This is a genomic window from Salmonella enterica subsp. diarizonae, assembly GCF_008692785.1.
Taxonomy (GTDB): Bacteria; Pseudomonadota; Gammaproteobacteria; order Enterobacterales; family Enterobacteriaceae; genus Salmonella; species Salmonella diarizonae.
This window is the reverse complement of the sequence record NZ_VXJV01000002.1, coordinates 353,459-367,119: the sequence shown is the minus strand read 5'-3', so window position 1 is coordinate 367,119 and position 13,661 is coordinate 353,459. Positions and strand designations below refer to the sequence as shown.

Genomic DNA, 13,661 nt, shown 5'->3' with positions numbered 1-13,661 from the left:
ACGCCTCGTCTTTTACGGGGTGTGCTGTAATTCCCCCTGCCTTCTATACACCCATCAACGGGTAAGGTAATGTTAACGTCCTATTGTTCACAGGAACATCATTATGCCCCACGTTGATATCAAATGTTTTCCCCGCGATCTGACCGACGAAGCAAAATTGGCGCTGGCCGCCGACATTACCGATGTCATCATCCGCCATTTGCAAAGCAAAGAGAGTTCCATTAGCGTAGCGCTTAACCACGTACCGCCCGAAGAGTGGCAGGCGGTATGGGATACCGAAATCGCCCCGCAGATGGAAACGCTAATTAAAAAACCCGGTTACACGATGTCGAAATAGTCTATCTCGTCGCGCTGTTTTAGCGGTGTGTTAGCAGAACCTAATTGCCGTTTGTACGCCGCAATGCCATGAGTCCCCAGCGCTGAGATGGGGGACTCAACGTGGAATACCTTAATGGAAGCCTCAGATGACCTCTTTTTTACATGCTTATTTTACGCGGTTAAATTGTCAGCCGTTGACCGTTCCTACGGTTGAAACGCTTAGAACGCTTCACTTAGCGCACAACTGCGCCATTCCTTTTGAAAATCTGGATGTACTACTACCTCGTGAAATACAGCTTGATGAGACAGCATTAGAAGAGAAACTGCTTCATGCCCGACGCGGTGGATACTGTTTTGAACAGAATGGCCTGCTTGAACGCGCACTACGCGACATTGGTTTTAACGTCCGAAGCTTATTGGGGCGGGTAATTCTGTCTAATCCCGCCACTTTACCGCCGCGCACGCACCGTTTGCTGCTGATTGATGTTGAGGGCGAGCAGTGGATCGCTGACGTGGGTTTTGGCGGCCAAACGCTAACCGCGCCACTTCGTCTGCAGGCCGAAATTGCCCAGCAGACGCCGCATGGCGACTACCGCCTGATGCAGGAGGGGAGCACATGGATTTTACAATTCCGCCACCATGAGCACTGGCAGTCAATGTACTGTTTTGATCTGGGGGCGCAACAGCAGAGCGATCACGTGATGGGCAATTTCTGGTCGGCTCACTGGCCGCAATCCCATTTTCGTCATCATTTATTGATGTGCCGCCATTTGCCTGATGGCGGCAAGCTGACATTAACGAATTTCCACTTCACGCGTTACCACCAGGGACATGCCGTTGAACAGGTCAATGTACCGGATGTGCCGTCGTTGTATCAGTTACTTCAGCAGCAGTTTGGTCTCGGAGTAAATGATGCAAAGCACGGTTTTACCGAGGCGGAGCTGACTGCGGTAATGGCTGGATTTGATACCCATCCGGAGGCAGGAAAATAATTTTTTGCCGCCGAGGGTTAGCTGGCCTGACAAAGATTAAAAATTAATGGCCCATTCGGCATGAAACAGAATGACCGCCTGACCGGAGATGGTGACGTTTTCCGGCTGGTTATCGCGAATGGCGACGGTGATATCAATAGTACCATCTTTGCCTAAAGCGCGCCCCTGATGGCCTTTAATCTGCAGCGTTTTACCGTCATGCGCCATCAGGCCATGATGGACGAGCCATGCTGCCATCGGGCCATTGGCATTTCCCGTTACCGGATCTTCCACAATCCCCATTGCCGGGGAAAACATTCGCCCATCGGTTTCGTTTTTTCCCGGACGAATCTGGAAAGGAAAAAAGCCGTTACAGCCAATTTGCTGGCCAATTGCCATCAGGGCTGCCAGATCCGGAGAAAGGGCATCAATATCAACGTCTGGTTTGAGCAGAATCATCACTTTTGCGTGTCCGGTTGAAGCCACCTGAATTGGCGCTCCCGGCACGATATCATCTTCAGTAAGGTTCAGCGCGGCGATGATGGCAGCCCGAATCTCTCCGACAAACGGTAGTTCAAAAGAAGGCTTACCTTGTTCCAGCGTGATGCGATAGTCGTTGTATTCGGCATGAATTTCAACGCGATGACGACCCGCTAACGAGGTTTGCCAGACGGTGGTGTTTCCCAACCCCAGTACCGTTGCCCGAACATAATGCGCGGCCACGGTGGCATGACCACAGATGGGGACTTCTACTGTCGGTGTAAAGTAGCGTATGCGTACATCGCTCTCTTCGCTTTTTAGCAAAAAGGCGGTTTCCGAGTGACGAAGTTCACGGGCAATTAGTTGCATCTGCGCGTCGCTTAGTGTATCCGCATGTAAGACAACGCCGGCAGAGTTGCCGCGAAAGGGTTCGCTGGTGAAGGCGTCAACATGATAAATCTGCGGTTTCATTGATGTTCTCCTTTGACTGAAGAGTCATCATAGCCTGTGCGTTGCCGAATGACGACGCACAGGCGTTTTTCTTTGCCCGGTAAGCGTGCGCCCTCCGGGCAAAGAGAATTAGCGGCGGGTACGAACAATCGGGTAGCGGCGGGTGAAATACTCAAACGACGCGCTCCAGACATGGACCAGACGGGTGAACGGGAAGAGCAGAAAAATAGCCATTCCTGGTACCAGATGGACGCGGAAAACAAACGCCACACCGCTCAGCATTTCCGAAGACCCACCACGGAAGGTAACAATACTTTGCGCCCAGCTCACCAGCTTCATCATTTCGCTGCCATCCGGATATTGCGCCGAAAACGGAATGGTGTTCAGGCAGTAAAACACAAAAAAAGAGACAGAGCGTTACGCGCTCTTTTGAGAACTTATTGAAGTTTTTTTAGAATGTTGAGTGAAAGAATAGATAAAAAAATAGGCCAGCGCGAAGAAGAGATATGGTGTTTCTTAATTGTTACCACTTGTAGATTAAAAGTTAATTTATTACACTTTTTGTAACTTTACGCAAAGAGTTCAAGCGTAATCATACGATCCAGATGATATTCAAACGCGGGATCGGCCATCTCCGGAATACCCAGCACATACATACCGTCCAGCCCGCACACCAGTGCGATAAGCCGCCAGGCGATATCCGTGGCGTTAGACGTAAAGGTAAATTCACCTGCCTGTTTGCCCTGCTTGATAATAGCGACCGTTTCCTCATGCCACATCTGCATCGTAAGGAGATAAGCATCCCTGATATACGGATCCCGGTCAGCCAGAATTTGCGCCTCTCGCCACAATTTAATGTAAGGCTCAAAGCCGCCGTCTTCGCTACCCAGCATGGCATGAAGCCGTTCACGCCAGGTGGCGGGCGGCGGAACTTGTCCGGCATCAAGTAGGGTACGGATCAAATGGACAAAGGCCAGCGCTTTAAGCTCGCCCGCCGAGCTGAAGTGGTGATGCACTTGTCCGGCGGCGACATCGGCTTCTGACGCGATCCGTCGCACCGTCATGGCAGCAAAACCCTCTGCCAGCGCCACGCGCATCGCCGCTTGCAGGATCACTTCGCGGCGTTCATCCCGGTTAAGGTAACTCATATTTTCCCCACATTAGCCAATGCGCGCAGTGTAACAAAAAGCTGGACATTCGTTCAACTTACCGTACGATCCTGAAACTGGACAGGTGTCCAAATTTGATTTTTTGAAGGGAGATTTATGTTTCGTCAGTGGTTAACGTTAGTCATTATTGTACTGGTCTATATTCCTGTCGCCATTGATGCCACGGTCCTGCATGTCGCCGCGCCGACATTAAGTATGACGCTGGGCGCCAGCGGCAACGAGCTACTGTGGATCATTGATATTTATTCTTTGGTCATGGCAGGCATGGTGCTACCGATGGGCGCGCTTGGCGATCGTATCGGTTTTAAACGTCTGCTGATGCTGGGCGGAACGCTCTTTGGCCTGGCGTCATTGGCGGCGGCGTTTTCGCATACCGCCAGTTGGCTTATTGCCACCAGGGTATTACTGGCTATCGGCGCGGCAATGATTGTACCGGCGACGCTGGCCGGGATACGCGCCACCTTTTCCGAAGAGAAGCATCGCAACATGGCGCTGGGCGTCTGGGCAGCGGTAGGTTCGGGCGGAGCGGCGTTTGGGCCGCTCATCGGCGGCATATTACTGGAGCATTTTTACTGGGGATCGGTTTTCCTGATCAACGTGCCGATTGTGCTGGTCGTCATGGGCTTAACCGCCCGCTATGTTCCTCGTCAGGCGGGCCGTCGCGATCAACCGCTCAATCTTGGCCATGCGGTGATGCTGATTATTGCCATTTTGCTGTTGGTCTATAGCGCTAAAACTGCGCTGAAAGGGCATTTATCGCTGGGGGTAATCTCGCTGACCTTACTTATCGGCGCGTTGCTACTGGGACTCTTTATCCGCACACAGCTTGCGACATCGCGTCCGATGATTGATATGCGACTGTTTACCCATCGCATTATCCTGAGCGGCGTCGTGATGGCAATGACCGCGATGATCACTCTGGTGGGCTTTGAGCTACTGATGGCGCAAGAGTTACAGTTTGTCCACGGGCTATCGCCCTATGAGGCCGGGGTATTTATGCTGCCGGTGATGGTCGCCAGCGGATTCAGCGGGCCGATTGCGGGCGCGCTGGTCTCGCGTCTGGGACTACGGCTGGTCGCGACGGGCGGAATAGCGTTAAGCGCGCTGAGTTTTTATGGCCTGGCGATGACGGATTTCAGCACCCAACAATGGCAGGCCTGGGGGCTGATGGCGCTGCTGGGATTTAGCGCCGCCAGCGCATTACTGGCTTCCACATCGGCAATTATGGCCGCTGCGCCGGCAGAAAAAGCGGCGGCGGCCGGCGCTATAGAAACGATGGCTTATGAACTGGGCGCGGGACTGGGCATCGCTATTTTCGGTCTGCTACTAAGCCGTAGCTTCTCCGCCTCTATCCGTCTGCCTGCCGGGCTTGAGGCGCAAGAGATTATCAGAGCGTCATCTTCAATGGGGGAAGCGGTGCAGTTGGCGAATAGCCTGCCGCCGACACTGGGGCAGGCAATACTGGACGCCGCCAGACAAGCCTTTATCTGGTCGCATAGCGTGGCGTTAAGCAGCGCCGGAAGTATGCTTCTTTTACTGGCGGTAGGGATGTGGTTCAGCCTGGCAAAGGCCCAACGCCGATAACATAAAGCCTGGTGAGATAAGTGCTTAATGCGCTAACTGGCAGGGGTAGTCCATTTCCTCAACTTCTTTACCGCTGAGGCGTGCGTATTGCCCCGTCAGTCGCCAGAAGGCAGGTTGGGTTTCGGTATAAATTTCCGCAGCCAGAATCAGCCGACGACGATCAACTTCGTTCAGTTCCAGTAAGGTCCAGGGAATAAAATAGCGATCGGTATCGGTAAGCCGAAACCACAGCGGACACCCGCAGCCGGAACAGAAGTAGCGTTCGCCGCGCGAAGAGGATGAAAAGTGTGGTGGTTCCGGGGAAAGGGGGGCTAGCTGTGGTTGCCCGCAGGCTTCCAGATACATGGCTATTCCGCCCGACCATTTTTGACACAGCGTGCAGTGGCAGGCATAGACATCGAGTATTTCGACGTTAACGGTAAAATGGCTCCGCCCGCAAAGGCAACGTCCTGTGAACGTTTGCACGGCATACTCCTTATGACCGGTTCAACATCATGAGAAAAAGCCAGCCCATCATGGGCTGGCCTGGACTTCATTACATCATGCAGGATTAGAACTGGTAGTTCAGACCAACAGCAACGATGTTGTCGGTAGACACTTTAGCCGCTTTGGTGAAATCGCTGTCGTCCAGCAGGTTGATTTTGTAATCAACGAAGGTGGACATGTTTTTGTTGAAGTAGTAGGTTGCGCCGACATCGATGTACTCAACCAGATCCTGGTCGCCGTAAGTACCCAGGTTTTTACCTTTGGATTTCAGGTACGCGATGGACGGACGCAGACCGAAGTCGAACTGATACTGAGCAACCGCTTCAAAGTTCTGGGTTTTGTTCGCGATAAACGCGTCACCAGCTAAATCTTCACCGAAGGTGGTCATGTTCAGCGTTTCGGAGTAAGTGGTCGCCAGATAGATGTTGTTCGCATCATATTTCAGACCGGCTGCCCAGACTTCAGCATTTTTACCCGCGGCATTGAGGTTGCTCGCAGCCTTAACCTGGGTGTTAGTACGGTCAGACTTCGCATAGGTCGCACCTACGCCAAAACCTTCGTACTCATACGTTGCGGAGAGACCAAAACCGTCGCCGTTAGCTTCATACGCGCCGTCACGGTCATTTTTGCCCTGGTACTGCGCGGCGAAGTTCAGACCTTCAACCAGGCCGAAGAAGTCAGTGTTACGGTAGGTTGCAACACCAGTAGTACGGCCAGTCATGAAGACGTCAGTTTGTGTCCAGGTGTCGCCGCCGAATTCTGGCAGAACGTCGGTCCATGCGCCGATGTCGTAAGCAACGCCATAGTTACGACCATAGTCGAAAGAACCGTAGTCAGCGAATTTCAGACCAGCAAACGCCAGACGGGTTTTGTCTTTGTCAGCGCCCTGGCTTTCAGTACGGCTGCCTTTGAATTCATATTCCCACTGACCAAAACCGGTTAACTGATCGTTGATCTGCGTTTCGCCTTTAAAGCCCAGACGCGCGTAAGTTTTGTCACCATCACTCGCATTATCATCAGAGAAATAATGCTGAGCATGAACTTTACCGTACAGATCCAGTTTATTACCGTCTTTGTTATATACCTCGGCTGCGTTTACTACGCCTGCTGCCAACAGGGAAGTCACTGCCACTGCCACTAACTTAAGTTTCATTTTAATAGTCCTTATAATTTTCTTAGCGAGTTTCCTCAACCATTGTTAAACGAGGCGTTTGTCAATGGCAGACTATTTTTAAATGACGGAGTGGTATAAGTTCAATAATAAGTTTCATAAGATTACAAATTATTTTAATTTGTGTGATCCAGATCGCCTTAATACATCTGAGAGAATTAATTTAAATAGGAACTGTCTTGTAAAATATATTTTCGGGCGGGATTATTGGTCTGTTTATGGTTTTATTTTTGGTAGTAACAACTGATTATTATATGCACTAATACCGTTGTTAATCAGCGCTAACTATATATTTTATCATATCGATATCATTATATTAACATGTTTAACCATTTTGTAAAATTTGTATTTTTTTCCAGCGCAATCCTGGTACGGCGCAAGGTTAGCACTTAAAAAATAGCAAAACCGTCAAATGAAACAGGCAATATAGATAAAAGCGTAGTTGTGTTATGAAGGGTGTCAAGTTGCAGCGGGTCGATTTTATATCAACATCGGCCCGCCTGTCGCTATCAGCCCCGGCGCGTTGCCAGCCAACAAAGTAGCGAGCCTACGCATACCATGACTGCGCCTTGCCAGAAAGAGAATGACAGCGGTGAGCTGAGTAACAGCGCAGCCAGAGCAGAGGACATGACTGGCGTAAAATAAGACCCTACGGCCATGATAGTGACATTGCCATGAAGTATACCCACATTCCATGCCGCATAGGCAAATCCTAACGTTAATGCCGCGGTAAAAAGTTTAGCAATCACTGGCAGGCTAAATATCATGGCAGGTTGCGGCGTAAGAAAATAGTGGAACCACAGCGCCACGGCGGTGAGTAACACAAAGACGGTGATACCGTTAAAACCACGCGCATATTTATTTGTGACTGTGCAGTACGTCGCCCATATAAACGCACCAAGAAATGCCAGTAAATAACTTAGCGGACTGCTGGCGACATTGCTGACAATTTCTCCTGGATTAAGACCATTCTCACCTCCAAGAACCCAGCAAACGCCAGCAAGTGCGATAAGTAATCCTGGAACAATAAGCCAGTTAGTTTTTTGTCCATTAAAAAGAATGGCAAACAGAATAGTCAGGCTGGGCCATAAATAGTTAACCATGCCTACTTCGATAGCCTGATGGCGAGTGGCGGCATAACCGAGAGAAAGCGCCAGGCATATTTCGTAACTGACAAACAATACGCTGCCTGCGATGAGGTATCGACCCGGGAAACGACGGATATCAGGTAATCCGACAGTAAAAATCAGCAGCAGGCCGCTTAACGAATAGATCATGGCCGCGCCGCCTACCGGCCCGAGACCTTCGCTGACGCCGCGAATTAACCCAACCATCGTGCTCCACAGAACGATGGCGACAAGCCCTATTAGCGTTGCTTTTTGTGATGTCATGCTTTGTTACTGTCCTGAATACCGCGCTAAATAAGCTGCCACTTATAGCACTTTTCCCGAGGGTGATACCATGCCGCGTCATTTTTTAGTACCTCCCTGGAGTTATTGCGCTTTAAAAATAGGGCTATTTAGTAGCGGAACCGTTTCAATATTGATTTGACGCAAAAAAGTTATCGATTTTACTGTTAGTTTCCTCGCGAAGTTATACGCGCATCCTGGATTGAGGTCTTGATGCAGTTCGATGGATGTGTGCATCCCTGGAAAAAAGAGGAAAACAATGGACGTCAGCCGCAGACAATTTTTTAAAATCTGCGCGGGCGGTATGGCGGGAACAACGGTGGCCGCGCTGGGTTTTACACCTAAAATGGCCTTGGCTCAGGCGCGAAACTATAAGCTGTTGCGCGCGAAAGAGATTCGTAACTCCTGCACATACTGTTCCGTAGGTTGTGGGCTATTAATGTATAGCCTGGGCGATGGGGCAAAAAACGCGAAAGAAGCGATTTACCATATTGAAGGCGATCCGGACCATCCGGTAAGCCGTGGCGCACTGTGTCCGAAAGGGGCCGGTTTGCTCGACTATGTTCACAGTGAAGATCGTCTACGCTATCCGGAATACCGCGCGCCGGGGTCCGACAAGTGGCAACGCATTAGCTGGGATGACGCTTTCACGCGGATTGCCAAATTAATGAAAGCCGACCGTGATGCCAATTTTATTGAAAAGAATGAGCAGGGCATCACGGTTAACCGCTGGCTCTCCACCGGGATGCTGTGCGCCTCAGCGGCCAGCAATGAAACGGGTATGCTGACGCAGAAGTTTGTGCGTTCTCTCGGCATGCTGGCGGTAGACAACCAGGCGCGCGTCTGACACGGACCAACGGTAGCAAGTCTTGCTCCAACATTTGGTCGCGGTGCGATGACCAACCACTGGGTGGATATTAAAAACGCTAACGTCGTGATGGTGATGGGCGGCAATGCCGCAGAAGCGCATCCGGTGGGTTTCCGCTGGGCGATGGAAGCGAAAAATAATAACGATGCGACACTGATTGTCGTTGATCCACGCTTTACGCGTACGGCGTCGGTGGCGGATATCTATGCGCCAATACGTTCCGGTACGGACATTACCTTCCTGTCCGGCGTTTTGCTGTACCTGATCGAAAATAACAAAATCAACGCTGAATACGTTAAGCATTACACCAACGCCAGCCTGCTGGTGCGGGATGATTTTGCCTTTGATGACGGCCTTTTCAGCGGCTATGACGCCCAAAAGCGTCAGTACGATAAATCCTCCTGGAACTACCAGTTCGATGAAAACGGCTATGCCAAACGTGATGAAACGTTGACGCACCCACGTTGTGTGTGGAATCTGCTGAAACAGCACGTTTCGCGCTATACGCCGGAAGTCGTGGAAAACATCTGCGGTACGCCGAAAGCGGACTTCCTGAAAGTGTGTGAGGTGTTGGCTTCTACCAGTGTTCCGGATCGCACTACCACTTTCCTGTATGCGCTGGGCTGGACGCAACATACCGTCGGGGCGCAAAACATCCGTACCATGGCGATGATCCAATTGTTGCTCGGCAATATGGGGATGGCTGGCGGCGGTGTGAACGCCTTGCGCGGCCACTCTAATATTCAGGGCTTAACGGATTTAGGGTTGCTCTCCACCAGCCTGCCTGGTTATCTGACGCTGCCGTCGGAAAAACAGACCGATCTGCGAACTTATCTGGCAGCGAATACCCCTAAAGCGACGCTGGCCGATCAGGTCAACTACTGGGGTAATTATCCTAAGTTCTTCGTCAGCCTGATGAAATCTTTCTATGGCGATGCGGCGCAGAAAGAGAATGAGTGGGGCTTTGCCTGGCTGCCTAAGTGGGATCAGTCCTATGACGTGATCAAATATTTCAACATGATGGATAGCGGGAAAGTCACCGGCTATTTCTGTCAGGGCTTTAATCCCGTAGCGTCCTTCCCGGACAAAAACAAAGTGGTGCAAAGCTTAAGCAAACTGAAGTATCTGGTTGTTATCGATCCGCTGGTGACTGAAACCTCAACGTTCTGGCAGAACCACGGCGAATCTAATGATGTCGATCCGACAACGATTCAGACCGAAGTCTTCCGTCTGCCGTCTACCTGTTTTGCGGAAGAGGATGGCTCTATCGCTAACTCTGGTCGCTGGCTACAGTGGCACTGGAAAGGTCAGGATGCGCCGGGCGAAGCGCGTAACGACGGCGAGATTCTGGCCGGTATTTACCATCGTCTGCGTGAAATGTATCGCGCAGAAGGTGGTAAAGGCGCCGAACCACTACTGAAGATGAGCTGGAACTACAAGCAGCCGGATGAACCGCATTCGGAAGAAGTGGCGAAAGAGAACAACGGCTATGCGCTGGAAGACCTCTATGACGCCAACGGTACTCTGCTTGCCAGGAAAGGCCAGTTGTTGGATAGCTTTGCCCTACTGCGCGATGACGGTACAACATCCTCCTCCTGCTGGATTTATACCGGTAGCTGGACGGAACAGGGTAACCAGATGTCCAGGCGTGATAACGCCGACCCGTCAGGACTTGGCAATACGCTGGGCTGGGCGTGGGCGTGGCCGCTAAACCGTCGCGTATTGTATAACCGCGCCTCGGCGGACCCGCAGGGCAAACCGTGGGATACGAAACGGATGCTGATCCAGTGGAACGGCGCGAAGTGGACGGGGAACGATATTCCGGACTTTAACAACGCGGCGCCGGGTAGCGGGACCAATCCGTTTATCATGCAACCGGAAGGGCTGGGACGTCTGTTTGCTATTGATAAGATGGCGGAAGGACCGTTCCCGGAACACTACGAGCCAATGGAAACGCCGCTGGGCACTAACCCACTGCACCCGAATGTGGTCTCGAACCCGGCTGCGCGTCTGTATGAAGAAGATGCGCTGCGCATGGGTAAGAAGGAACAGTTTCCGTACGTGGGTACGACTTACCGACTCACTGAGCATTTCCATACCTGGACCAAACATGCGCTACTTAACGCTATCGCTCAGCCAGAACAGTTTGTGGAGATCAGTGAGACGCTGGCGGCAGCGAAAGGTATTGCTAACGGTGACTATGTGAAGGTGAGCAGTAAACGCGGGTTTATTCGCGCGGTCGCGGTGGTAACTCGTCGAATTCGCACGCTGCATGTCAACGGTCAGCAGGTTGAAACGGTGGGTATCCCGATTCACTGGGGCTTTGAGGGAGTCGCGCGCAAAGGCTATATCGCCAATACACTGACGCCAAATGTCGGTGATGCAAACTCGCAAACGCCGGAATATAAAGCGTTTTTAGTTAACATCGAGAAGGCGTAGGGGAGGCGAACATATGTCTATGGAAACGCAGGACATTATTAAACGGTCTGCAACAAACGCCATCACGCCGCCTCCGCAGGCGCGTGATTACAAAGCCGAAGTCGCGAAACTGATCGACGTCTCCTCCTGTGTCGGCTGTAAGGCCTGCCAGGTGGCCTGTTCTGAATGGAATGACATTCGTGATAACGTCGGCCATTGCGTCGGGGTGTACGATAACCCTGCCGATCTCAGCGCCAAGTCCTGGACGGTGATGCGCTTTACCGAAACCGAGCAGAACGGCAAGCTGGAGTGGCTGATTCGTAAAGATGGTTGTATGCACTGTGAAGATCCGGGCTGCCTTAAAGCCTGTCCATCTGCCGGGGCTATCATCCAGTACGCAAACGGGATTGTTGATTTTCAATCTGAACACTGTATCGGCTGTGGTTACTGTATCGCCGGGTGTCCGTTTAATATTCCGCGCCTCAACAAAGAGGATAACCGCGTTTATAAATGTACGCTCTGCGTCGATCGCGTCAGCGTGGGCCAGGAACCGGCCTGCGTCAAAACCTGCCCGACCGGAGCTATTCACTTCGGCACCAAAAAAGAGATGCTGGAACTGGGCGAGCAACGCGTGGAGAAGTTAAAAGCGCGCGGCTTTGAACATGCCGGTATCTACAACCCGCAGGGCGTCGGCGGTACGCACGTGATGTATGTGCTGCACCATGCCAATCAGCCGGAGTTGTACCACGGCTTGCCGAAAGATCCGCAGATCGATACTTCAATCAATCTGTGGAAAGGGGCGCTAAAACCGCTGGCCGCAGCGGGCTTTATCGCCACTTTCGCCGGTCTGATTTACCACTACATCGGTATTGGCCCGAATAAAGAAACGGACGACGATGAGGAGGATCATCATGAGTAAGTCGAAAATGATTGTGCGCACGAAATTTGTCGACCGCGCCTGTCACTGGACGGTGGTGATCTGCTTCTTCCTGGTGGCGCTATCGGGGATTTCGTTTTTCTTCCCGACGCTACAATGGCTGACGCAAACCTTCGGCACGCCGCAGATGGGACGTATTTTGCACCCGTTCTTCGGTATTGCCATCTTCATCGCGCTGATGTTTATGTTCGTGCGTTTCGTCCACCACAACATCCCGGATAAAAAAGATATTCCGTGGCTGAAAAATATTGTCGAAGTATTGAAAGGCAATGAGCATAAGGTGGCGGATGTCGGCAAATACAATGCCGGACAGAAGATGATGTTCTGGTCAATTATGAGCATGATTTTTGTGCTGCTGGTGACTGGCGTGATTATCTGGCGTCCGTATTTCGCGCAGTATTTCCCAATGCAGGTGGTGCGTTATAGCCTGTTAATTCATGCGGCGGCGGGCATTATTTTAATGCACGCGATCCTCATCCATATGTATATGGCATTTTGGGTGAAAGGCTCGATTAAAGGCATGATCGAAGGGAAGGTCAGCCGTCGCTGGGCGAAGAAACATCATCCACGCTGGTATCGTGAAATCGAGAAGGCGGAAGCGAAAAAAGAGAGCGAAGAAGGCATTCGATAATGCTTTCACGCTCTGATAAACAAGGCGCTATCCCGGTAGCGCCTTGTTTTCATCTGCCTGATGGCGCTGGGCGCTTATCAGGCCTACTGGCGATTACAGATGCCTGGTACGCCATATTTAACCACTCTTCAGGACAGCCAGACGCTACTGGCAAATCGTTTAACGACGGAAATCGATGACCATACGACCACGAATTTGTCCCTGTTCCATCTCTTTAAAAATAACGTTGATATCTTCAAGCGGACGTAAAGCGACTTTTGGCACGACTTTTCCTTCCGCCGCGAACTGGAAGGCTTCGGTCAGATCCTGACGTGTTCAATACACTCTTCGGCCATGCCGCCATCTACCGTGTAACCGGCATTTTTCACGTTGCGGCATAAGGTTTCATTGCCCGTATTGCAATACTCACAGTGTCCGCATCCTTCAAAAAACCACGCGACACTCGCGCGATCGCCGGGTTTCAGGGAGGTGACGCCGGGACCAACTTCCTCCACGACGCCAATGCCTTCGTGTCCCAGAATAACGCCGGTTTTATCACCGAAATCTCCGTTTTTCACGTGTAGATCGGTATGGCATACGCCGCAGCACTCCATTTTCAGCAAAGCTTCACCGTGGCGAAGGGGACGCAGCGTTTTCTCAGTAACATCAACCTGATGATCTTGTGTGACAACAGCAGCTTTCATAACCTTCTCCTTTTATTAATAGTGAACTGCATAGCAGGTAAGGCGCTATTACCTCTTTAGGATTAATATTTCTGATGAGTTATGCA

11 protein-coding genes and 2 pseudogenes are annotated in these 13,661 nt (G+C 51.4%); 6 read left to right on the top strand and 7 right to left on the bottom strand.

The window, feature by feature from the left end:
- Positions 1-103: 103 nt before the first annotated feature.
- Entirely contained in the window at positions 104-337 is a 234-nt protein-coding gene (gene pptA, locus F4V72_RS05775) for a tautomerase PptA (RefSeq protein ID WP_023249401.1), read from the top strand.
- Positions 338-464: 127 nt separating this feature from the next.
- Complete coding sequence (gene nhoA / locus F4V72_RS05770) at positions 465-1,310, top strand: N-hydroxyarylamine O-acetyltransferase (protein ID WP_053529069.1); 846 nt, start codon at positions 465-467, stop codon at positions 1,308-1,310.
- A 36-nt stretch (positions 1,311-1,346) separates the two neighbouring features.
- On the opposite strand, the gene F4V72_RS05765 is transcribed toward nhoA, so the two are convergent.
- The 3 genes and pseudogenes from F4V72_RS05765 to F4V72_RS05755 all read right to left on the bottom strand — a co-directional run bounded on the left by F4V72_RS05765 (position 1,347) and on the right by F4V72_RS05755 (position 3,367).
- The gene (locus tag F4V72_RS05765; protein WP_053529070.1) at positions 1,347-2,240 is read right to left on the bottom strand and encodes a PhzF family isomerase; all 894 of its coding nucleotides are present in this window, start codon (positions 2,238-2,240) and stop codon (positions 1,347-1,349) included.
- Positions 2,241-2,348: 108 nt separating this feature from the next.
- Positions 2,349-2,606: pseudogene (gene narI, locus F4V72_RS05760) on the bottom strand (respiratory nitrate reductase subunit gamma); the annotation flags it as partial.
- A gap of 182 nt (positions 2,607-2,788) precedes the next feature.
- A complete protein-coding gene (locus tag F4V72_RS05755; RefSeq protein WP_053529072.1) occupies positions 2,789-3,367 on the bottom strand; it encodes a TetR family transcriptional regulator in 579 nt (192 codons plus the stop codon).
- 117 nt (positions 3,368-3,484) lie between these two features.
- On the opposite strand from F4V72_RS05755, the gene smvA reads away from it, so the two are divergent.
- Positions 3,485-4,972 (top strand): methyl viologen efflux MFS transporter SmvA, encoded by a 1,488-nt coding sequence (smvA, locus tag F4V72_RS05750; protein WP_070804397.1) that lies wholly within the window; start codon positions 3,485-3,487, stop codon positions 4,970-4,972.
- A 24-nt stretch (positions 4,973-4,996) separates the two neighbouring features.
- Here smvA and F4V72_RS05745 read toward each other — a convergent pair whose 3' ends face one another.
- The 3 genes from F4V72_RS05745 to yddG form a co-directional block, all read right to left on the bottom strand.
- A complete protein-coding gene (locus F4V72_RS05745) occupies positions 4,997-5,377 on the bottom strand; it encodes a GFA family protein (RefSeq protein WP_079813611.1) in 381 nt (126 codons plus the stop codon).
- Between the two features lie 145 nt (positions 5,378-5,522).
- Positions 5,523-6,611, bottom strand: a complete 1,089-nt coding sequence (gene ompD, locus F4V72_RS05740; RefSeq protein WP_136058280.1) for a porin OmpD — start codon at positions 6,609-6,611, stop codon at positions 5,523-5,525.
- Between the two features lie 527 nt (positions 6,612-7,138).
- A complete protein-coding gene (gene yddG / locus F4V72_RS05735; RefSeq protein WP_023249393.1) occupies positions 7,139-8,020 on the bottom strand; it encodes an aromatic amino acid efflux DMT transporter YddG in 882 nt (293 codons plus the stop codon).
- 277 nt (positions 8,021-8,297) lie between these two features.
- Between yddG and fdnG the strand changes: the two genes are divergently transcribed.
- From fdnG to fdnI, 3 genes are read left to right on the top strand one after another with little or no spacing between them, the layout of a single operon-like run.
- Positions 8,298-11,345, top strand: coding sequence for a formate dehydrogenase-N subunit alpha (fdnG, locus tag F4V72_RS05730; RefSeq protein WP_077918502.1), 3,048 nt, complete (start codon positions 8,298-8,300; stop codon positions 11,343-11,345).
- 13 nt (positions 11,346-11,358) lie between these two features.
- Positions 11,359-12,243 carry a formate dehydrogenase subunit beta gene (gene fdxH, locus F4V72_RS05725; protein WP_000061599.1) on the top strand — a complete coding sequence of 295 codons (885 nt, stop codon included), beginning with the start codon at positions 11,359-11,361 and terminating at the stop codon, positions 12,241-12,243.
- Positions 12,236-12,892, top strand: coding sequence for a formate dehydrogenase-N subunit gamma (gene fdnI, locus F4V72_RS05720; protein WP_023249391.1), 657 nt, complete (start codon positions 12,236-12,238; stop codon positions 12,890-12,892). Before fdxH ends, fdnI begins: the two co-directional genes overlap by 8 nt.
- A gap of 159 nt (positions 12,893-13,051) precedes the next feature.
- Here the strand turns inward: fdnI and F4V72_RS05715 are convergent.
- Positions 13,052-13,575, bottom strand: a pseudogene (locus F4V72_RS05715) (alcohol dehydrogenase catalytic domain-containing protein).
- Positions 13,576-13,661 lie beyond the last annotated feature (86 nt).